This is a genomic window from Nostoc sp. JL31 (assembly GCF_017114965.1).
Taxonomy (GTDB): domain Bacteria; phylum Cyanobacteriota; class Cyanobacteriia; order Cyanobacteriales; family Nostocaceae; genus Nostoc; species Nostoc punctiforme_A.
In genome coordinates this window covers 1-21,173 of sequence record NZ_JABXKO010000009.1, presented here as the reverse complement: position 1 = coordinate 21,173, position 21,173 = coordinate 1, and the positions used below count along the sequence as shown (strand labels likewise).

Below are 21,173 nucleotides of genomic sequence, written 5' to 3'. Positions count from 1 at the left end.
TGACTAATGACTAATGACTAATGACTAATGACTAATGACTAATGACTAATGACTATTAAATACATCCCAAAATAGCATTAGGGAAATTACCAACAACATTACGCCGGCTGATTTTTCTACAGTTTTTGGGCTGAGTCGGTTGGCTATCCAACTACCTAAAAGTACACCTAATAAGCTGGTGGTTATTAGGGCCGCCGCAGATCCGATAAATACCACCCACGGCGAATGAGATTGTGCGCTCATTAACAGAGTGGATAGCTGAGTTTTATCTCCAATTTCTGCTAGAAAAATGGTTACAAAAGTCGTACCAAAAACTACTAGCACTGATTGCTGCTTTTGAGGACTATCGGCAATTACAGGCTGAACTGACGGAGCGATCGCGGGAGCTAAGTTAATATCATTGCTATCTTTCAGTTCTAGCTCGATCTCAGTGTGAGATATGCCAGAAATCTCCAAAGGTACAGAGTCAAGTTTCACAAGCAGTAGTTTTGGTTGCTAGAGTCTTTTCATATTTCTATCATTTTCTCAGATTTTTGTCATAAATTGCAACCTCACACAAAAAAAGGAGGGTTGGGTGTCAAAGGCCAACAGCTTTGTCGAAGCGTAATATTTCTAAACTGCGATCGCCATAAACTCCTTCTATTTGCTGGCGACAGCAGTCAATAGCAAAATCGTTGACTTCTTCTGGTTCAACCCCATACATATCTTGAAACACTTCTGATTCCACACGGCAGAAGCGAGGGCGATTGGAGTAGATGCGACATTCTCGCGTGGTATGGTCGAAATTAACGCACCATCCCCCTTCGCCTACCATGCTGAGGTAGAGTTCTAGTTCTGGTGGTGAGAGATACTCTTCCAAGTCTGGACGCTCTGCTGGGTCGAGATTACAGCAGGCTCCACATTGCTTTACACATTGCCAAGTTGACATTTTGGATTAGGGAGTAGGGAGTGGGGAATAGGGAATAGGGAGAATAGACAATGCCCAATGCCCAATGCCCCTATTTTACGTTTTTATGTCTTTTCTTATAATTTTGTTAAGTAAATTAAATCTAACAGGCCATAGCCAGATATGATCGATTGCGGGTTTTGTAATTAAGTTATTGAATTTTTTAAGACAATTGAGAGGAGAAAAAGAAAAATGTTTGATGCTTTATCTGGATTGTTTAACGCTTTTACCAGTATCAATTGGGAAGTTATTTTCCAATTGCTGTCCGTGGCGCTAATTGTGATTGCTGGCCCAGCTGTAATCTTTGTGCTGGCATTTCGCAACGGCAACCTTTAACAGTGCTGAGTGCTGAGTGTTGAGTAGAAGAAAATTTTGGAATTTAAAACTCATAACTCAGCACTTAATACTGATAACGCCTGAAGGGCAGCTTGGATAATATTGTCATACTGTGGTTGAGAGAGATCGACTTCTTTGGCGTTTTGACGATTAGTGCCCAGCAAACCAATTATATGTCCTGGCTGCATAGCTAATACTTTGCCTTCAGAGTTTTTAATTCTTAATTCTGCTTCAATACCGTTTTTATAGAAACCACAGGTATACTGTCGCTGGTTGTACTCAAAGGTGGTGCTTGACTGGATAGGTGAAGAAGCAAAAAATTGTTGAAGCTTAATTGGCAACCTGACACCGATTAACTCTAGTTCGATGCTAGTGTTACCGTTAAAGTAATTTTCTCGCAGTTTGTAAGCGACATCCACACGCGGTGGTAAGCGGAAGTAGTCGCCCCAACGCCAAGCGATCGCTTTGATTTTATACTCCTGATTATCGACAGTTTGGGCGATTGTGAGTTTAATATGACCCTTCCCAACAATTTTTTGCTCAACCACTTGGACATTAGGTGTCCAGAAAACTGGATCGGGGTTGTCCATACCGCAGGGATGTAGAGCATTAAGCTGTTGATAAAGCTGCTGATTGAGATGATTGAGGTTGACTTCAGCATCAATTTTGAGCAGAGGCTTGAGATGTTGGGGTTCAAGACACTGGTTAGCAAACTCAATCAAACGCGATCGCAACACCTGTAAATTCTCTGCTGGTAGAGAGAATCCCCCGGCTGCTTTGTGTCCGCCAAATTTGCCTAGTAAATCGTGACAATATTCTAAAGCTTCGAACACATGAAACTCTGGAATTGAACGTGCAGAACCGCGTATATGTTCCTCATCCTCATAAGTCCCGATAAATACGGGAACACCGTAACGTTCCACCAAGCGGGAGGCGACAATGCCAATAACGCCGTGATGCCAATTGGGTTGAACAACAATTAATACACGATCTCGTTGTAGAGATGTAACAAATTCTGCTTCTACATAAGCGATCGCTTCTTGTTCAATTTGCTGACACATTTCCTGGCGAGAAGCGTTGATTTGTTCGCACTGCATTGCTCTTTCCAGCGCTACTCCCATATCATCTGTAGTCAGCAATTCAATCACAGTCTGGGGATTACCAATCCTACCGATAGCATTAATTCGCGGCCCCAGACGAAACCCGATATCTTCAGGCTTGAGGGATTTTGGATTTTGGATTGGAGATTTTCTCCCCTGCTCCCCTGCTCCGCTGCTCCGCTGCTCCCCTGCTCCGCTGCTCCGCTGCTCCCCTGCTCCTTCATCTCTCGCCTGTACTCCACCTACCTGAATCAACGCCTGTATTCCAGGTAAGTGGGATTTGGGTAAATGTTGTAAACCACGTTTTACCCAACGGCGATTTACACCAGTTAAGGGGGCTAAATCTGCGATCGTTCCCAGCGTAAACAGTGCTAGCATTGGCTGAATCAAGCCCTTAGTCTGGCCTAGTTGTTGTGCTAGAGACACTGCCAAAATGTAGGCAACACCAACACCAGCAACACCCCGATAAGGTGAAGATTCAGCTATTAGTTTGGGGTTGAGGATAGCGTTAGCTGGCGGTAATTTTTGGGGTATATCATGATGATCGGTGATAATCACTGCAAGACCAAGTTCTCTAGCTCTCGCAACTGGTTCAAATGCAGAGATACCATTATCTACAGTGAGAATTAATCCCACACCTTCGCGGTGAAATTCTTCAACTATGCGTTTATTAATACCATAGCCTTCGTGCATCCGGCTGGGGATAGCATAATCTACTTGTGCGCCTAAAGTGCGGAGACTACGCAAAAGTAGAGCAGTGCTAGTCATCCCATCAGCATCATAATCACCACAAATAGCAATTTTTGTTTGAGAAGCGATCGCATTTTCCAACAACTCTAAACTAATCGCCAAATCTGGGAAATCTTCTAACGGCGAAGGCAAAACTAAAGACTCTGGATCTAAAAATGCTTGTACCTGTTCTGGTGTTTCCATACCCCGATTAATCAACAACTGGCTGACAATCGGTGAAATATTTGTCAAAACCGCCAGATTTTGGGCAAATTCTGGTTTTTGTGGATAAATTTGCCAACGTTGATCGGGTAAGCGTCGGCGAGGCTTTGATAGTTCAGATACAGGTCGGTCTAGCACAATAGAAGTTAGGAGTTTTCAGTTATGAGTGTTGAATTGAAAGTTGTTTCTTAACTCATAACTAATAACATTATTTGCTATCTAAAACACGTTTATCCTACCATCATCCGTAATATACAAAGAGCGATCGCCTGGAGAGCGCCAAGTTGGACGGAGTTCTAGCCGCAATGTGCCAAAGTTAAGTTTAGAGACAATTGCTTGTAGTGATAAACCTTTTTCGCTCCAAAATATCAAAGATGTATTTGGCTCAGTACCCTCTATTTGTCCTAAATTTAATTTCTGCCCTGGACTCAAGGATATTGCATCAGTCTCGGAGGGTTTTTGAATTTTAATCAGGTTGGGTGTGCTATTTATAATTTCAACTCGGATGTGTTGCCCAGGTGTAAACTGAATTGGGTGCGACCCACACTTAGAGGCACAAGTTCGAGCTAAGGTAGCACTGGGATTATTGATTGATGCTACTAGAATGGTAGCTATAACTAAAGCAAATGACAGAGGCTTAAACATAATACACAGTATAAGTACTAAACATAAATACTACTTTTGTTTTGTACATCAAGCCTCAGTATATTTTCCATAATTACTTTGGTAATTCCCAGTTATTAAATTACTAATTACGAATTATTTGTTATAAACATCTCCTCTCGCACCAATGGCGTAAATTTCGATGTCTCTCGAATCAATATCAACTGTAAAAATAATTCTGTTTTTACCTATACGTAGTCTGTAAAATCCCTCCCAATCACCTTTCATCTTTTTGATATCTAATTCTGTAAACGGGATAATGCCTTGGTCTTCGACAGCAATAACAATTCGCTTTATTTGCTCCCGAATATTTTCGACATCTTCGGGACTTGCTTTTTATAAAAATTTAATCGCTCTTTTGCGAAACTTTATTACCATATCTTACCCAATCGGTCATATCAATTACTTCATTCTCAGCATCATCTGAAGGTACACCAAATTCGGCTTCCAGTTCGCGTTGCTCATCATCACTTATGTAAGGAATGAGAATTTGGCAGAGGCGAAGTCTTTCTTCTTGCAGAACTTCAGGCATAGTTTCTTTAATCAATGCTTTTAATTCTTGAATTTTCACTGTACGCCTTTTATTTATGGTTATATTTATATATATATTACTTAATCTCGGCTTTTAGTGGGGGAAGAATTTATACGAAAAAACAAACTGCAAAAGTTGGGGGATTTCTTTCCAGGTATAAATTTCAGTAGACAGAAGTCTTTTTTAAAGGGACATTGAGTTGACTAGATTTAGATGAAAGGGAAAAGGTTAAAGGGATAATAGTCACTCATAACTGAATTTGGCTTTTACCTTTCCCCTTCCGTTGTCACCTCTCTTTAACCAAACCGTCCACTGATGTAATCCTCAGCTTCTTTGGTTTGAGGAGAACTGAACATTTGGGCTGTCGGATTAAACTCAACTAATTTGCCACGACGTTTGCCATACTCGTCAATTTCTGTATTGAAGAAAGCGGTGAAATCTGCGACTCTAGAAGCTTGCTGCATATTGTGTGTCACCATGATGATGGTGTATTGCTCCTTGAGTTCTAAGCAGAGTTCTTCTACTTGGCGGCTAGAAATGGGGTCGAGAGCAGAACATGGTTCATCCATTAATAATACATCTGGCTTCATAGCGATCGCACGAGCAATGCAAAGTCGTTGCTGTTGTCCGCCAGATAATGCAGTACCCTTCTCTTTGAGTTTGTCTTTGACTTCATCCCAGATAGCAGCGCGTCTAAGGGAATCTTCCACCAATTCATCGATGTTACCTTTATAACCATTAGCCCGCGGCCCAAAGGAAATATTTTCGTATATTGACTTGGGGAAAGGATTTGGTCTTTGAAAAACCATTCCGACTTGGCGGCGTAATTTTACAGAGTTTATCTTAGGATCGTAGATGTTGCGATCGCGATAATTCAGTCTACCCTCAACTTTAGCACCAGGAATTAAATCATTCATACGGTTGAAGCAACGCAGTAATGTACTTTTACCGCATCCTGAAGGCCCAATAAAAGCAATAATTTGTTTATCAGGAATCTTTAGATAAACATCTAAAAGTGCTAGAAATCCTCCATAGAAAACCTTTACACCTTCAACATTGAAGACGCTACTACCTTGCTCGATTGTGGCACTATCTGATTGACTTCTACTATTGCTATAAGTCATGAAAGCGTATCTCCTAATATCTGTGAATGTATCTAATTAGATATTTAATTACCTAACGGATTGAGAAGCGTTGCCGGATATAAATTGCTACACCATTTAAAGCTAAAATCAAGAGCAACAAAGCAATAATTGTCGCTGCTGCTGCACCAGCAAAACCCGGTTCAGGACGAGTGATGTAACTGTAAATTTGAATGGGTAATGCCATAAATCTCTGGAACAAACCAGGGTCAAAAGTGAGAAAACCCACAGCACCGACAACAATTAGAGAGGCTGCATCACCAATGGCACGGGATACAGAGATAATCACTCCTGTCAAAATACCAGGAATAGCATAAGGTATGACGTGACTGCTGATAGTTCGCCATTTGGTAACACCTAATCCATAAGAAGCATTTCTCAAAGAATCTGGGACGGCGCGAATTGCTTCTCTAGAAGTGACAATAATTACTGGTAAAGACAACAAAGATAAAGTCAATGCACCAGAAATTAAAGCGGGACCAAACCCAAGTAAATAATTGAAAACTCCTAAACCCAGCAATCCATAAACAATAGAAGGTACACCTGCCAGATTACTGATATTAATCTCAATAATCGCTGTCCACCAAGCTTTAGGTGCATACTCTTCTAGATATAAAGCTGCTCCGACACCAATAGGAACAGTAACAAAAATCACAACAGTTCCCAAAAGAACGCTGCTGATAATTGCAGGACGAATGCCACCTTGGTCAGCAAAACGAGAAGGAGTTTCGGTGAGAAAGCCGGGTGACAAAAATCTACCTAATCCGTCTTTCAAAATATCAAAAAGTAGCAATGCTAGGATAAATAAACCAATCAGCAATCCTAACAAAAAAATTACTTCAAATACTTTTCCTAATGTCTCTCTACTTTCAACATTATCGGTAAATTCTACCGTAGAATCTAGAGAACTATTTGGTTGAAAACTTGTAGCCATACTTAATTAATCGTATTTTTCTTTAAAGCGATTTGCAATCCAGTAACTAACAATATTCAAAGCTAGGGTGATTAGAAACAGAACAGCACCTACAGCATATAAGGTTTTGAAATTTAGACTACCACGCGGACTATCTCCTCCAGAAATTTGTGCCATGTAAGCTGTCATTGTTTCTATTGATTCCGCAAAATTAACAGTCAGCTTTGGCTGTAGTCCAGCGGCAATGAGAACAGTCATTGTTTCACCCACAGCGCGAGAAATACCCAATATAATTGAGGCGATGATTCCAGAAAGCGCGGCTGGTAGAACTACTTTAAAAATGGTTTCCAGTTTAGTGATACCTAAAGCATAAGATCCTTCTCGTAAAGAGCGGGGAACTGCTTTAATAGCATCTAAGCTGATAGAACCAACAGTAGGAGTAATCATTACTCCCATCATTAAACCTGCACTCAAGGCGTTGAATATTTCCAGAGGGATAAAATTTCGTAGCAAAGGTGTGACAAACAACAGCGCAAAGTAACCATATACTACTGTGGGTATTCCCGCTAAAAGTTCCACTGCTGGACGTAAAACTGCTGCCACTTTGGGTTGAGCATATTCACTTAAATAAATGGCAGAAGATAAACCCAAAGGAATAGCAACTGCCATTGCAATAGCCGTTGTTAAGAAAGTGCCATTAATCAACGGCCAAACGCCAAAATGTCTATCTGCAAATAAAGGCGTCCATTTCGTATCAAGAAAGAATTGAGCAAAGGAAACTTCTTGGAAAAAACCGAATGTCTCCTGAAAGATAATTACGACAATTCCAAAAGTAGTTAAAACCGAAACTAAAGCGCAAGCAAATAAAATTACCCCAACAATTTTTTCAGAAATATCTTCAGATGGATTTTTATCCAATGATTGTCTGCAAAGTAGATAAGGATCGTTTTGAGAATTGAGATTTTGCATAAACAATTATTTTTTTAACTACATTCAGACTACAATGACTAGAACTTTATTTAAATAAAGTTTGTGATTGGTTCACCTGGTTTTGCTTTTTTGAATTTTGTCCCTGTTTCACCAGTAGCAAATTTTTGTTTGACCTTGACATAAGCTTCATCAGGTAGTGCCACATAACCAACACTATCTACCCACTTCCAAGAATTTTCTAGATAAAAATCTACAAATTCTTTAACTGCTGGCTTGGTATCTAAGGATTTTTTACTGACATAGAGAAATAGAGGACGAGACAAAGGTGTGTAGATATTTTTGATGACATTATCTACAGGAACTGGCTTTTCACACTTTCCTGTAGGACTTTCTACAGCAACTAGATTGAGTTTATCTTGGTTTTGAATGTAGTAAGATATCCCAACATAACCCAAGGCTGATACATCACCTGAAACACCTTGTACTAGGAGATTTTGATTGTGACTAGGGGTGTAATCTGTACGGCCATTCTTGGCTTTGCCAGTCACAGCTTGAGTCATATAATCAAAGGTTCCAGTATCAGAAGCAGGAGCATACAGCTTCAGTTTTTCGTTAGGGAATTTGGGATTAACTTGATTCCAAGTCAAGATTTTACCGTCTGATTTTGCACCCCAAATTTTGCCCAGTTCCTTAATAGTTAGACATTTCGCGAAGTTATTTTTACGGTTAGCAATTACGGCTATACCATCTAAAGCTACAGGTAACTCGACAAATTCAATATTCTTACTTTTACATTTTTTGATTTCTTCATCTCTAATGGTGCGAGAAGCACCAGCTATATCAATGTCGCCATTACAAAATTTACTGAAACCACCACCAGTACCACTTGAGGCAACACTAACTTTAGCTTCAGGTTTGCCTCTGCCGTATTCTTCTGCAACTGCTAAAGAAACTGGAAAACCTACAGCAGCACCATCAATACTTACTTGACTTTTCAATTCCTGTCCGCTGTTACAAGCAGTGATACTGCTGGCAAGAAGCATTAAAGATGTTAAGAAAAAGCTATTTTGAAATCGGTTAAAAAAGCTCATAAATTATCTATTGAGATAAAGTGGCTGAGAATTACTTAATGCTTGGCTAACTGCAAAATATAGAGAATGCAGCATGATATCTCTTTTATCATGCTTTGTTCGCAGCTTTAATTTTGTCAAATATTGCCCCATTTCCAAAAAACTTGCTCTGAATAATATCCCAACCACCTAAATCTTGAGATGTGAATAAAGTTTTAATTGGCGGATGTTGTGATGCTACTTCTTGGGTAACGCTAGGGTTAACAGGACGATATTGTAATTTGGCAAATTCCCGTTGAGCTTCTGTGGAGTAAAGAAAATCAACAAATGCTTGTGCAACTTCTCTTGTACTGTGTTTATCAACGTTTTTATCAACTATCGCCACAGGATTGTCAATGGAAATATTGACTTGGGGTACAACATAAGGCAACTTCGTCCCATTTTTATCTGCCAAAATCACCTCATTTTCGTAGTTGATTAAGACATCTCCCTCACCTTTTTGGAAGAATAAATCACTAGCCTCACGGGCATCTTTCGTTAGAGTCGGCGTATTCTTATAAACTTTGGTGACATAATCTAACGCTGTCGCTTCATCACCACCTGTTAGAGTTACCGAACCCCAGAAAGCTAAGAATTCCCAGATAGCAATACCAGAAGTTTTTGGGTTAGCTGCAATCACTTTCACGCCATCTTTTGCCAAGTCTGCCCAAGTCTGAATGCCTTTCGGGTTGCCTTCGCGAGTAACGATCGCAGCAACCGATCTACTAACGATACCACTTCTCGGTGCTTTGGTTTCCCAACCTGATTTAATCAAACCTGCAAGAGCAATTTTGCTGACATCGAGGGGAAGTGCCAAATGTACTATATCTGCTTCTTGCGAACCGTCAATCACAGCAGCTGCTTGAGCGCCAGAACCACCATAACTTTGCTCAAATGTGACATTTTGGTTGTGTTCTTGCTTCCACTTTTCGATAAATTTGGGAATTATCTGGTCATGTGCGGCTTTGGTGACAGAGAATGAAACGAGTTTTAACTTAACATCATTTTTGCTAGCTGAACTGCTTCCAGAACAGGAGGCAACTGCTATACTCAAAAAAATACTTATTAATAACAGACTCACAAAGCTTTGGATACTGCGTCCATCCAACCAACTTCTAATTGCGTGTTGATACGATAGTTGTATAGTCCGCAAGGCTTTCATGGCATAAGCCTGTATCCCCTCACTTAGGAATTTACTTAATTTTGTTGGTTGTTGCGACTTGCTCATTGGAATCACCCCTAAATCTACGGTATTTCTACATGGATACCGTGATTATGAGAATTATAGGGTATATAGAATAATATTTATCATCTGAATTAAATTTTTTTGACTAAGTGAGCAATCTATCATCAAAAGTAGCAAATAAATCTGATTTAGCAAGGCATTTCAAAAAACGGGTTTTTCTGCTGGAAAGCGAAATAATCGGTTGTATACATACATATTTGCTAAAAAATATGTTATTTGTAATACAAAATAGTTGTAAAAACTCGATTTTTTTAGCCAGTAAAGCTGTTTATAAAATAAAGTAGCCGCATTAAAGCATCTTGAATATCATATCTAGCGATCGCGCTCATTAAGAGTATCAATTATCTGTATATAATATCTAAATGTCTAACTCTCAAAGGCATCAATACTTACCTGTTGTGAGAATATATAATCAGGCGATAAGGTTTAAGCACTCACCAACTGAGTCAGGCGTTTCAATATAAGTAGCACGTCGTACAATTCATTTCCAGGGTTTCGCATCAAAAAACCCTTTGATAAAGCATAACGCGGTGGATTTCCTTTCACTAATTTGACGAAAATAAACTCGCTTCCTGTGGCAATCATACCAAAACTAGGTTTATCGGTATACATATTTCCTAACAGATAAGCAAGAATTTGTGCGACTCCTTGTTCCACTGAAAACGAAGCTCTTTTAGACTCAATAATCATCACCCATAATTACTCTTTCAAAACTAAGGTATCTATTCTACCTTTGATGATTACATCTTCATCTGGCACAGCAATATCTATAGATTCTTCTGATTTTACATAAAACGGAGCTAGATAAAAATCCCCAATAAAAAGTAATGGGTCTACAACAGCCATTCTAACTACATCTTCTAGTAAAGGTGGATAATTCAGAAGATTAAAATAACCCGTTTTTACCTTATCTAAAAGTTGTTTATCTAAATCATTAATTTCTGGTAAATATTCTTGCCATTCGTGGAAGAATGAGTCATCTAAAACTAACTGAATACCAAAGTTATCAATTAAATAGCGTAAGTCGATGGCCTTTGCTTGGATTGTTTGCGTCATAGATTTTGGAGAGTGGAAAATAGGGCTTACACAAAATACCTCTAAAACTCTGATTTCTCCGTGCCCTCCGCGCCTCTGCGGTAGCCTGCGGCAAGCCGTTCGCGTAGCGTCTCGTAGAGAAGCGTCTACGTTATTCCATAATAATTGTTAATTACAAATTATTTTATCCTACTCATTAGTTGCTGCTTCCAGCCAAACTTCCACTTCATCTGCTAGCAACTTCTGAGCTGCATCCATCATTGAGGTTGCGATGTCTTTGAGGTCTTCGCGATTGTTCAAGTAAGTTTTTAACGCTTCCATTGGGTCGATGCTGCTACTTGCACTCAATTCAGGAATGCGGGGCCTGGCTAATTGACTCACTAATTCTGCTTGAATGGTATAGGTATGAGCGGGACTTAAAGCAGTATGTAGAGAGGAACTGTCAATTAAATCCATCTGTTCAGAGCGGAGTTTGTAAATTAGCCGCACTACAGCATCTTCAATATTATATTTAGCGATCGCTTTCATTAACACCGCCTGCGGATCATCTGCTTTCGAGATATCCACCTCAATGGTGCGGAAAGTCCGAACTGTTAAGGGACAAAATTCCCATTCAACCTTCCCCCGTTCCAGTTCCAACATTACATAGCCTTTGTCTTCCTTTTCTTCGCTAAAATCTACCCGCTCAATACTCCCTGGATAAATCACCGGCGGGTTGTTAGATTTATTCAGATTTTGGTGGCGGTGGACGTGTCCCAACGCTACATAATCAAAACAAGGTCGCGTCAGCAAAGATAGGGGTAAAGTAAAGCCTTTACCTACTGCCAAAAAGCGTTCTGCGCCCAAGGTAGCATTGTCAGACATTAAGTGAGCCAGAAGGATAGTTGGCACATCGGGGTCAAGACGGCGAATTTCCCCTTCTAGAACAACTCGCAGACGTTCCGTTAATAGTTGGTTGACTTCCGCCAAAGACAAACCTTCAGTCTCTTGGCGAGTCATCAAAGTCGAACGAGTTAGCCAAGGTAGAGTAATTACTTGCACTTTGCCATTACGGGTTTCGATACAGTGAGTAGTTAATGTATCACCAACAACAAACCCTGGCACTCCCAAAGTGCGGTAAATATTTAAACTCGCGCCTCCCTGTCCTTGGGAATGTTGGTCGTGGTTGCCTACCAACAGCACTGTGGGAATATTGGCATCCATGAGACGGCGAAATTGGCTGGCAAAAGCTTGCTGTACATAAGGTGGTGGTGTAGCATCCGGGAAAGCATCGCCACCAAATATCACCATATCAACTACATCTGTCAGCGCTCGGTCAATACATATAGATAGAGTATTAACAAAATCCTCCAATCGTGTATTTACTCCCGTCGCCGGATTAATTCGTCCGTGGGAAAAACCGCTTCCCATGTGGATATCGGAGAGATGGAGGATTTTAATCATATTTGTCCTTTGTTCTTAGTCATTTGTCCTTTGTCTAATACTAATGACAAATGACAAATGACCAATGACTAAATATGAATTCCGCATTCTGTTTTATCACTTCCCCGCCAGCGTCCGGCGCGTTCGTCTTCGCCTTCGCCTACTTTGGTGGTGATGGGTTGGTCGCCGATGCTGGGATAACCTTGGTCGTGGAGGGGGTTGTAGATGACTCCATGTTCAGCTACGTAAACCCAGCTGTCTTGACGTGTCCAAGTAGCTATGGGATTTACTTTCAGCCGACCTTTACCATCAAATTCAAATATGGGCATATTCGCACGGGTTACTGCTTGGTCACGGCGGCGTCCGGTAATCCAAGCGACGCTGTTGAGTTCGTCTAGACCCCGTAGTAGTGGTTCAATTTTTGTAATGTGGTGGAATTTGGCAATATCTTTGTCCCAGAGTTTATCGCCGTATTTGGCTTCAAAGGCTTCGCGGGTGTCTACATCTGGAGTTTTGAAAGTTTGCAAATCCAGGTTATAGATTTGTATGGCTTTGTCTACCAATTCTAGGCTTTCAGGGAAGTGGTGCAAGGTGTCAAGAAAGATCACAGGAACCGGATGCTTCAGTTCAGTGTAAAGAATATGGGTAATTATCATGTCATCCACGTTAAAGGCGCTTGTTTGCACCAGTCCCGTTGGGATATTCTCTATAGACCATGCCAGTATGTCTTTGGGTGTGGCACTTTCAAATTGCTCGTTTAATTTGTCTAAGTCAAAAGCGATCGCTTGGTTTCTAGATGCCGTGGAGACTGTCATGATAATCTTCTATTCAAAATATTTTTACCTTGATTAAGATCGATCTTACTTCATTAAGACGCGTATTCCGCTCGGAAATAAGGTAATGATTTTGTGTGGAAATTACTACATTTTGAGAATGGAGAATGGGGAGTGGGGGAGACAAGGGGGCAAACAAAACCCCTAACTCCTAACTCAGCACTCAGCACGGGCTAAATCCTAGCTATCCGTTAACAGCACTCCTAATGCCCAATGCCCAGTAAAAATTATTACATAAGCATAAATGAATTATTTACTAACAAATCTTAAGTTAATTTAAGTTTTATAATACTTTTATAGATATTTATACTGATTTTGATATGGTTAAGGAACTATTAATAAAAGGGATTTTACTTAAATGAACAACGCAAAATTCAGCAATCCATTAGGCCAGTCTATAATTATGGGCGCTTTAATGATGTTAACCAGCGTTGGGGTTATTACAATAATGAACTTTTTCTAAGATCAAGATTTCTCATTTTAGTAATAAGACTTCATATAGTCCCGCTCAAAACTGAGTGGGACTTTTACTTTTTTCATTTAGATCAATCAGTGTATATTAATTTTCTGCTATCACTTGCGGTAGAGAATAATTCTGAAGCCGTATTATTACGCAGTTTTGCAGTCAGAGAATTTAGAATAGGGATGCGATCCCTAGTAGTCTGTCAAGTTTAAATTGATAGGTAAGGAAGTTCGTAGTAAGGACTTTAGTCCTTAGTTTCCCAAGCACTAAAGTGCTTACTACAAACCCTCAAAACTAGCTTGACAACGTACTAATGACCGACTGGCGCTTTCGCTCCTGCACCGCCTTTACCCAGAAATAACAACAGAGGTAACGAGCAAAGAAACCCTACCCCTACCACTCGAAAGCAATCTGCGTAAGACAAAACCGCAGCTTGAGTATTTACTATTTGACTTAATAAAGCTAATGCTTGCTGTTGAGATGTTGTTGCATCCATGCCTTGACCTTGGAGTGCCCCGTTGAGTAAGTCGAGGCGCTGACTCGTCTCTGGGTCATAAGGACTAAGTTTTGCTAACAGGATGGCTCGATGAAAAGCTTCTCGTCGGTCAAGCAAAGTGGTGAGTAAAGCAATGCCAATGCTACCACCCAGTTGTCGGGTGAGGTTGTAGAAACCAGAGCCAGCAGAAATATCCTGTTTGGGTAGCGGGCCTAAAACTGCCAAACTCAAAGGCAGAAACATTAACACAGTAAAAGCCCCACGCCATACCAATGGCCAAAATAAATCATCTATGCCAGTTTGTGGAGTAATTGCTGCGAGTTGAAACATAACTCCAGACGATCCCACAGCGCCCATTGCAATTAAAAATCGGGCATCAATTTTACTAGACAGTTTACCTAATAAAACCATCACGATCGCAGATGCTAAAGCACCAGGCGCTAACAATAGTCCTGTCTGCGTTGCCGTAAAGTGCAGTACACTTTGAGCAAATATCGGCACAGCAAAGAGCGTGCCATAAAGCCCCATACCCACCACTGCTGAGAGAACGCTTCCCGCAGCTAAAGAACGGTGACGCAAAACTCTCAAATCCACAGCAGGATGGGCTATTCGCAATTCGTACCAAATAAACAATCCCAAGCCGATAAAACTAGCGATCGCTAACGTGGTAATAAAACTGGAGGAAAACCAGTCATCTTTCTCTCCTTCCTCTAACAAAGTTTGCATACAGCCAATAGCGATAACTAAAAACCCAATCCCGAACCAATCGACGGCTTGGCTTTGTGTCTCACTCTTATCTTTGTCTTTGGGCAAAAATACCACTGACATCGCCACTGCAACGATCCCGAAGGGAATATTCACAAAGAAAATCCACCGCCAGCCTAAACCATCTACCAAAAATCCCCCTAAAGTCGGGCCGATGGCTGGGCCAGCAATTACACCTACCCCAAAAACTGCTTGTGCTAAACCCTGTTCAGCAGGTGGAAAAGTCTCGAACAAAATCGCTTGGGCTTTAGCTAGCAACCCGCCACCACACAAACCTTGAAGAATTCGAGAAAAAACTAACATCGGCAGATTAAATGCCAAACCGCATAAAACCGAGGCCAGGGTAAAGCCAATCAACGAGAAGATAAAGTAGGTTTTGCGTCCAAAGTAATCTCCCAGCCATGCAGATAAGGGAATTAAGACGACATTTGCGATCGCATATCCAGTTACCACCCAGCCGACTTCACTAACAGTTGCACCCAAACTAGCCTGTATATCTGTCAGGGCAACGTTAACAATACTAGTATCAATTACTTCTAATATCGCACCCAGAGAAGCCGTAAAAGCGATCGCCCACTTCAATGGCCCGTGGACATAACCAAATTTGTCAAAACTAGAACCTTTAATGTTGGTAGCCATTATTTAGCACAAATAATATTTGGAAGATGTCAAGCAATGCCAAAGCTAAAATTAAGTATTGTATATATACGCTACGGTAGCGTATCATATAAAAACGGTCAAGAGAGTTTTCTATGAAAAGCGGCAGAAATACCTATGCTAAAGATGGATGGTCATTGCTGCTGTTTTAGTGCATGAGAATTGGGTTATGAGGCTTATTTCCTTTTCCAAAAGCTATGTTCTATGCCCAAAAGTAGAAGCAAATGGCCAAGAAGATATTGCTTGGGGATGATATTTTATGAGTAAGCAAATCAACAGCACCTCTGGACGCCCACGCAGCATCCATGCCGACCAAGCTATTCTGCAAGCAACTTTGGATTTGCTTGCAGAGGTAGGATATGAAAGCATGAGTATAGAAGCGATCGCTTCTCGTGCTGGAGTTGGTAAAACAACTATTTATCGGCGTTACACTTCCAAAGAAGAACTAGTTGCAGACGCGATAGAAAGTCTCAGAGATGATTTAGCGATCCCCGATACCGCCAGCTTTTGGGGAGACATGGATATCCTGATTAAGAATGCCGCCAAAAAAATAGATAGTCCCCTTGGTCGTCAGACACTTGCGCTGATTGTTAGTACAGCGTCTAGCAATCCTCAATTTGCCGAGGTTTACTGGACAAAATATACGAAACTCAGACGTGAAGCCTTTTCTAAAATACTTGAGCGTGCCAAGTCTAGAGGCGAAATTCACAATAATGCAGATGTAGACTTAATTATCGACCTTGTAAGCGGATCACTATATTATGCACTGATCTTCAAACCCACAACTGAGCCAGTAGAAGCATACATGCGCCGCACGATGAATCTTCTGATAAAGGGAGTAGGGAGTAGGGGGCAAGGGGGACAGGAGGACAAGGGGGACAAGGGGAAAGAATAACCTATGCCCAATGCTCAATTCCTCAATTCCAACTTGTTAGCAAAATAACTTTCCACTATAGGTCATAAATGAGATGATGGAGAAATTAGAGAAAAAGGTGAACAATTGTTATTTTTCTCCTTCCGCTTCTGGTTGCAGAATAGCATCACAGTATTGAATGAGGGTTGTCAAGCGATCGCTAATCGTTTGAAGTCTCGTTTGTACAGTAGATGCTTGCCGCGCTCCTTGCAAAAACATCACATCTATTGCCAACAGGCGCAATTGCTTGCTCATCTCGGTTTGATAAGACTGCACTCGCCAGTTTTCATCAGCCAAAGGCACAATCTGTTGCCCAAAAAATTGCTGCAACGTGGCTACACGCTGCCGTATTTCTGGCGCAACGATTTGGGTAGTTGTGGCATCGGAGCGTAATTGCTCTAACAAAGTTACGAATGCCAGATATTTCTCACGGTTTAAAGACATCCAGTGCTAGTTAAGATAGTATTAATGTCAAGTAATTTTTCTTCTACAATAAACTTTCTTAAAGACTTATCAGCACTAGAAGCCTCAAATCTTGATTTGGGGCTTTGTTTGCCATCAATGGATTTTCTTTCATTTAACGATCCTTGAAACTCAAACTGGATGACTACCAAACGCTCCTGCCTATCTAACGCTGTGCTATTGCAATTGGAAAAATCCTTACACTGCTTTTTTCACCCGTCTTTGGGCAACAGCATCTTTTCAGGGCGATGCTGCTAGTTTTATTTATCATTCACTTATCTACCCATCCTCTCTAAACCCAAATTGTATGAGCAGTATAGCGATAAATTCATCAGTTGACCTTGCCATTCCCGAATGGTTGAAAAAATGTTTGAAGGAGTCATCGACAAGTAGCGGCGCAGCGGAAGATGACCGAAGGCATAATGATGCCGTCTTAATTGGTCGGGCATTTGAATTTGCTTACAAACTGCATGAAGGCCAATACCGCAAATCGGGAGAGCCATACATTGCTCATCCCATTGCTGTGGCTGAATTGCTGCGTGACTTGGGAGGTAGTGCTGCTATGATAGCAGCTGGATTTCTCCATGATGTCGTTGAAGATACAGAAGTTACAAGTCAAGAAATAGAAGAACGCTTTGGCGCAGAAGTGCGGCAATTGGTTGAAGGCGTCACCAAGCTTTCTAAGATCAATTTCACCAGCAAAACCGAAAGCCAAGCCGAAAACTTTCGGCGGATGTTTTTGGCAATGGCGCAAGATATTCGGGTAATTGTGGTCAAATTGGCAGATCGTTTGCATAATATGCGAACTTTACAATATATGTCAGAAGCCAGCCGCCGCCGCAGTGCCCAGGAAACGCGAGATATCTTCGCACCTTTAGCCAATCGCTTGGGAATTTGGCGAATTAAATGGGAACTGGAAGATTTGGCTTTTAAGTATTTGGAACCGGAAGCTTACCGCCAAATGCAAGAGCATGTTTCTGAAAAACGGACAGCGCGAGAAGAGAAATTGGCTAGAGCTACGAACATGTTGCAAGAGCGTTTGCAGCAAGCCGGAATCCACTTTCAGGAAATCAGCGGTCGCCCCAAGCACCTTTATAGCATTTACCAAAAAATGCACCGCCAGCAAAAGGAATTTCATGAAATTTACGATTTGGCAGCGCTGCGAATAATTGTTCAAACCAATGAGGAATGCTATCGGGCGTTGGCGGTGGTTCATGATGCTTTTCGCCCAATTCCGGGGAGATTTAAGGACTATATTGGATTGCCAAAGCCTAACCGTTACCAGTCATTGCATACTGGGGTAATTGGACTAACTGGCCGTCCTTTAGAGGTGCAAATTCGGACAATCGAAATGCATCATATCGCCGAGTATGGGATTGCTGCCCATTGGAAGTATAAAGAAACAGGTGGTTCTAGTATTAGCCATTTGACAGGCACAGATGACAAGTTTACTTGGCTGCGGCAACTGCTGGAATGGCAAACCGATCTTAAGGATGCCCAAGAATATCTTGATAGCGTCAAAGATAATCTATTTGAAGATGATGTCTATGTCTTCACCCCTAAGGGGGATGTTGTTCCTTTAAGTCCTGGTGCTACGACTGTAGATTTTGCTTATCGCATTCATACAGAAGTTGGAAACCACTGTTCAGGGGCGCGGGTGAATGGGCGAATGGTGCCACTGTCAACGCGGCTGCAAAATGGCGATATTGTAGAGGTTCTCACCCAAAAGAACTGCCATCCAAGTTTGGATTGGTTGAACTTTGTCAGAACTTCGGCGGCAAAATATCGGATTAAACAATGGTACAAGCGATCGCGCCGGGAAGAAAATGTCGCCCGTGGACGGGAGTTGTTAGAAAAGGAACTTGGTAAAACTGGTTTTGATAGTTTGCTGAAGTCAGATGCGATGCAGATTGTTGCTGAAAAGTGTAACTACCACAGCGTGGAAGATTTACTCGCTGGTTTGGGTTACGGAGAAATTACGTTGAACCTAGTGCTAAATCGCTGGCGAGAAGTAGCAAAGGGACAACAACCAGTTGCCATTGTGTCGCCATTTATCCCCAGAGAACCAGCGACATCAAAAGCTTTACGAGACGCACCTCCAAGTACCTCACGTTCCACTGATTCGCCAATTTTTGGGGTGGAAGGTTTGGTCTATTATTTAGCTGGGTGTTGTACCCCGATTCCTGGCGAACCAATTATTGGTGTGGTAACGCGAGGTAGGGGGATTTCAATTCATCGCCAAGGCTGCCATAATCTGGAAACTGTGGAGTATGAACGTTTAGTACCAGTGAGGTGGAATCCAGCCGCCGAAAATAGTGGTCGTCCGCACACCTATCCAGTAGATGTTCAAATTGAAGCCCTTGACCGTGTTGGGGTGCTAAAGGATATTTTGTCACGGTTAAGCGACCAAGGGATCAACGTCCGTCATGCCCAGGTAAAAACCTCTACTGGTCAACCTGCATTGATGGACTTAGGTATAGATATACGCGATCGCTCTCAACTAGAGCAAGTCTTCGTCCAAATTAAGAAAATGAGCGACATTTTGAATATCCGCCGCGTCGGTCAAATTGACGAGTAACAGGAGTATCAGTATCCCAAAAAAAATCTTATCTTGCTTACCTAGCAGCCTGTCTGGGAACTCAATATGGCGGCTATAAACTGCGTCTAAAGAGATAAAACCTTCCCTGGCAGGTTCGTCAACTATTGATTTGACCTATCATGAGTGATATTATTCTGGCGATCTAGAAAATATGAATAAAATCTTCCTTGGCGGGTTCGTCAACGATTTTTTGAGTTTAAAATTGTTAGGAGCAATGAAAAATGGTTTCAGAGAAGTTTTTATTAGTCAAAGGCAAAGCAGGGATGGGAAATCGTTTTCTCGCTCTCTTGGACAGTATTTTATATGCTCAACTTACTAATAGAAAGATAGTTGTTGATTGGAGCGATGAGGTTTACTCAAATAATCGCAGCAATGTTTTTCCTGACTTTTTTAATCTTCATGATGTTACTCAAGCTTCAGAAATACCTTCTACTCAATCTGTCTATCCAAGTGTCTGGAAGAATAGCTTAGACAAATCTGTGAATGAGATACTTCTATCATACGAATCTCCAGATGATTTGCGATATAACAACCCGAAAATATGGTCAAAATATACTACTAACATGTCCCGCCTAGATTATAGTGAAGATATTTTGATTAGATGGTCGTATGTAACAGAGACTTATAAGCTAAGACGACATTTTTTAGGTGATTTCGCTTATCTTCAAAGTCTGAGTAATGAAACTATTTTAAAAAAGATAATTAGAGAACATCTGAGTTTACAACCTAATATTGAGGCAATTATTAAAAAAACTGTAGATAGTTCTTTTGAAGACATAGTAATCGGGGTTCATGTTAGATATACCGACAGAAAAACTTCCAAAAATCTCTATTTAGAATTTGTTGATAAGATTCTTGAAAAACATCCTAAAAGTTTGATATTTTTAGCTACTGATAATCCCGAAGTTGAGCATTTGTTTAGAGAGAAATATACTAATATTTTAGTGACAGATAAGTGGTATCCTGCGTCAGGCTCTTCTTTACACCAGAATCCTGAATGTCCAGATAGATTTGAAAATGGTGTTCAAGCCTTAATAGATATCTATTTATTAAGCAAATGTAATTATTTAATATACAACCAAACTTCTACTTTTGGTGTAGTCGCAAAGTTGATTTCTGATATCCCAGAAGCTAATACAATTGATACTTCTCAATACAGTTTAAAAGGAAAAGTCAAAAACTTAATTGCTTGGGTTAGAGAAAAAACAGTTCTTTCGTGATCTTTTTTTTAATTAAAAGTTAAAAATTAAAATTAAGAAGAATAATGATTTTTAATTAATTTTGGGTACAAGCCCCACTGATTGAATTTTTAATTTTTAATTTTTAATTAGAGCAAAGCAACTTGACTATAGTGGTTATAAATTGAGATGTAATGGATTCTTGATTTTAGAAGATGTCCCCAAAATTGCTTGGCAATATTGATTTGTGTATATATTAGTTCCAATCCCTATGCAACAATTATTTCCCGGAGAGGTATTCGCCAACACTGCTGATTTTGACACTGGTATTCGCCAGCTGTTACCGCGATACGATGAGATGTTGGAGGTAATTACCCGTTGTTTACCTTCCACAAGTCGGCGTATTTTAGAATTAGGTTGTGGTACTGACGTGCGACTCGTTTAACCTAAATGAGTAGAAATGCTCAAGGACGGTTAGCTTG

The 21,173-nt window shown here is 40.8% G+C and carries 18 protein-coding genes and 2 pseudogenes; 5 read left to right on the top strand and 15 right to left on the bottom strand.

The features are described from left to right. Window positions 1-45 precede the first annotated feature (45 nt). Both HWQ43_RS00500 and HWQ43_RS00495 read right to left on the bottom strand, forming a co-directional pair. Window positions 46-477 carry a TMEM165/GDT1 family protein gene (locus HWQ43_RS00500; protein WP_292728781.1) on the bottom strand — a complete coding sequence of 144 codons (432 nt, stop codon included), beginning with the start codon at window positions 475-477 and terminating at the stop codon, window positions 46-48. 100 nt (window positions 478-577) lie between these two features. Next, on the bottom strand, window positions 578-928 hold the full coding sequence (locus tag HWQ43_RS00495; protein ID WP_292728780.1) for a YkgJ family cysteine cluster protein: 351 nt from the start codon (window positions 926-928) through the stop codon (window positions 578-580). Window positions 929-1,138: 210 nt separating this feature from the next. On the opposite strand from HWQ43_RS00495, the gene HWQ43_RS00490 reads away from it, so the two are divergent. Further along, a complete protein-coding gene (locus tag HWQ43_RS00490) occupies window positions 1,139-1,282 on the top strand; it encodes a photosystem II reaction center protein Ycf12 (protein WP_190240852.1) in 144 nt (47 codons plus the stop codon). A gap of 50 nt (window positions 1,283-1,332) precedes the next feature. Here the strand turns inward: HWQ43_RS00490 and HWQ43_RS00485 are convergent, their stop codons facing one another. From HWQ43_RS00485 to HWQ43_RS00430, 12 genes and pseudogenes are all read right to left on the bottom strand, one after another. Continuing rightward, window positions 1,333-3,471, bottom strand: a complete 2,139-nt coding sequence (locus tag HWQ43_RS00485) for a DHH family phosphoesterase (RefSeq protein ID WP_292728778.1) — start codon at window positions 3,469-3,471, stop codon at window positions 1,333-1,335. A gap of 81 nt (window positions 3,472-3,552) precedes the next feature. Beyond that, the gene (locus tag HWQ43_RS00480) at window positions 3,553-3,978 is read right to left on the bottom strand and encodes a hypothetical protein (protein WP_292728776.1); all 426 of its coding nucleotides are present in this window, start codon (window positions 3,976-3,978) and stop codon (window positions 3,553-3,555) included. A 364-nt stretch (window positions 3,979-4,342) separates the two neighbouring features. Next, window positions 4,343-4,567, bottom strand: coding sequence for a hypothetical protein (locus HWQ43_RS00475; RefSeq protein ID WP_292728775.1), 225 nt, complete (start codon window positions 4,565-4,567; stop codon window positions 4,343-4,345). Window positions 4,568-4,824: 257 nt separating this feature from the next. Next, complete coding sequence (pstB, locus tag HWQ43_RS00470; RefSeq protein WP_179064465.1) at window positions 4,825-5,652, bottom strand: phosphate ABC transporter ATP-binding protein PstB; 828 nt, start codon at window positions 5,650-5,652, stop codon at window positions 4,825-4,827. Window positions 5,653-5,704: 52 nt separating this feature from the next. Continuing rightward, complete coding sequence (pstA, locus tag HWQ43_RS00465) at window positions 5,705-6,604, bottom strand: phosphate ABC transporter permease PstA (protein WP_292728771.1); 900 nt, start codon at window positions 6,602-6,604, stop codon at window positions 5,705-5,707. Window positions 6,605-6,610: 6 nt separating this feature from the next. Beyond that, on the bottom strand, window positions 6,611-7,552 hold the full coding sequence (pstC, locus tag HWQ43_RS00460) for a phosphate ABC transporter permease subunit PstC (RefSeq protein WP_292728769.1): 942 nt from the start codon (window positions 7,550-7,552) through the stop codon (window positions 6,611-6,613). 50 nt (window positions 7,553-7,602) lie between these two features. Continuing rightward, window positions 7,603-8,604, bottom strand: a complete 1,002-nt coding sequence (locus tag HWQ43_RS00455) for a PstS family phosphate ABC transporter substrate-binding protein (RefSeq protein WP_292728766.1) — start codon at window positions 8,602-8,604, stop codon at window positions 7,603-7,605. 88 nt (window positions 8,605-8,692) lie between these two features. Then, window positions 8,693-9,850: a sulfate ABC transporter substrate-binding protein gene (locus tag HWQ43_RS00450; RefSeq protein WP_292728764.1), complete on the bottom strand. Its 1,158-nt coding sequence runs from the start codon at window positions 9,848-9,850 to the stop codon at window positions 8,693-8,695. Window positions 9,851-10,294: 444 nt separating this feature from the next. Then, window positions 10,295-10,924, bottom strand: a pseudogene (locus HWQ43_RS00445) (restriction endonuclease subunit R). A gap of 168 nt (window positions 10,925-11,092) precedes the next feature. Continuing rightward, on the bottom strand, window positions 11,093-12,346 hold the full coding sequence (locus tag HWQ43_RS00440; protein ID WP_292728762.1) for an exonuclease SbcCD subunit D: 1,254 nt from the start codon (window positions 12,344-12,346) through the stop codon (window positions 11,093-11,095). Window positions 12,347-12,414: 68 nt separating this feature from the next. Beyond that, entirely contained in the window at window positions 12,415-13,140 is a 726-nt protein-coding gene (gene cysH, locus HWQ43_RS00435; protein WP_292728759.1) for a phosphoadenosine phosphosulfate reductase, read from the bottom strand. A 791-nt stretch (window positions 13,141-13,931) separates the two neighbouring features. Then, window positions 13,932-15,521, bottom strand: a complete 1,590-nt coding sequence (locus HWQ43_RS00430; RefSeq protein WP_292728757.1) for a DHA2 family efflux MFS transporter permease subunit — start codon at window positions 15,519-15,521, stop codon at window positions 13,932-13,934. Between the two features lie 277 nt (window positions 15,522-15,798). Here HWQ43_RS00430 and HWQ43_RS00425 point away from each other — a divergent pair, with 277 nt between their 5' ends. Then, entirely contained in the window at window positions 15,799-16,434 is a 636-nt protein-coding gene (locus tag HWQ43_RS00425; protein WP_292728755.1) for a TetR/AcrR family transcriptional regulator, read from the top strand. Between the two features lie 108 nt (window positions 16,435-16,542). Here HWQ43_RS00425 and patD read toward each other — a convergent pair whose 3' ends face one another. Continuing rightward, a complete protein-coding gene (gene patD, locus HWQ43_RS00420; RefSeq protein ID WP_292728752.1) occupies window positions 16,543-16,896 on the bottom strand; it encodes a heterocyst frequency control protein PatD in 354 nt (117 codons plus the stop codon). Between the two features lie 325 nt (window positions 16,897-17,221). Between patD and HWQ43_RS00415 the strand changes: the two genes are divergently transcribed. The 3 genes and pseudogenes from HWQ43_RS00415 to HWQ43_RS00405 all read left to right on the top strand — a co-directional run. Continuing rightward, window positions 17,222-19,492 (top strand): bifunctional (p)ppGpp synthetase/guanosine-3',5'-bis(diphosphate) 3'-pyrophosphohydrolase, encoded by a 2,271-nt coding sequence (locus tag HWQ43_RS00415; RefSeq protein ID WP_292728748.1) that lies wholly within the window; start codon window positions 17,222-17,224, stop codon window positions 19,490-19,492. A gap of 242 nt (window positions 19,493-19,734) precedes the next feature. Further along, a complete protein-coding gene (locus HWQ43_RS00410; protein ID WP_292728745.1) occupies window positions 19,735-20,733 on the top strand; it encodes a nodulation protein NodZ in 999 nt (332 codons plus the stop codon). Between the two features lie 229 nt (window positions 20,734-20,962). Next, window positions 20,963-21,118, top strand: a pseudogene (locus HWQ43_RS00405) (SAM-dependent methyltransferase); the annotation flags it as partial. Window positions 21,119-21,173: the final 55 nt, after the last annotated feature.

Bases quoted from the DNA above. Each gene is read 5' to 3' on its own strand.
- patD (WP_292728752.1), bottom strand. From the start codon at position 16,896: ATGTCTTTAAACCGTGAGAAATATCTGGCATTCGTAACTTTGTTAGAG.
- HWQ43_RS00410 (WP_292728745.1), top strand. From the start codon at position 19,735: ATGGTTTCAGAGAAGTTTTTATTAGTCAAAGGCAAAGCAGGGATGGGA.
- HWQ43_RS00480 (WP_292728776.1), bottom strand. From the start codon at position 3,978: ATGTTTAAGCCTCTGTCATTTGCTTTAGTTATAGCTACCATTCTAGTA.
- HWQ43_RS00490 (WP_190240852.1), top strand. From the start codon at position 1,139: ATGTTTGATGCTTTATCTGGATTGTTTAACGCTTTTACCAGTATCAAT.
- HWQ43_RS00415 (WP_292728748.1), top strand. From the start codon at position 17,222: ATGAGCAGTATAGCGATAAATTCATCAGTTGACCTTGCCATTCCCGAA.
- pstA (WP_292728771.1), bottom strand. From the start codon at position 6,604: ATGGCTACAAGTTTTCAACCAAATAGTTCTCTAGATTCTACGGTAGAA.
- cysH (WP_292728759.1), bottom strand. From the start codon at position 13,140: ATGACAGTCTCCACGGCATCTAGAAACCAAGCGATCGCTTTTGACTTA.
- HWQ43_RS00440 (WP_292728762.1), bottom strand. From the start codon at position 12,346: ATGATTAAAATCCTCCATCTCTCCGATATCCACATGGGAAGCGGTTTT.
- HWQ43_RS00425 (WP_292728755.1), top strand. From the start codon at position 15,799: ATGAGTAAGCAAATCAACAGCACCTCTGGACGCCCACGCAGCATCCAT.
- HWQ43_RS00455 (WP_292728766.1), bottom strand. From the start codon at position 8,604: ATGAGCTTTTTTAACCGATTTCAAAATAGCTTTTTCTTAACATCTTTA.
- pstB (WP_179064465.1), bottom strand. From the start codon at position 5,652: ATGACTTATAGCAATAGTAGAAGTCAATCAGATAGTGCCACAATCGAG.
- HWQ43_RS00450 (WP_292728764.1), bottom strand. From the start codon at position 9,850: ATGAGCAAGTCGCAACAACCAACAAAATTAAGTAAATTCCTAAGTGAG.
- pstC (WP_292728769.1), bottom strand. From the start codon at position 7,552: ATGCAAAATCTCAATTCTCAAAACGATCCTTATCTACTTTGCAGACAA.
- HWQ43_RS00430 (WP_292728757.1), bottom strand. From the start codon at position 15,521: ATGGCTACCAACATTAAAGGTTCTAGTTTTGACAAATTTGGTTATGTC.
- HWQ43_RS00495 (WP_292728780.1), bottom strand. From the start codon at position 928: ATGTCAACTTGGCAATGTGTAAAGCAATGTGGAGCCTGCTGTAATCTC.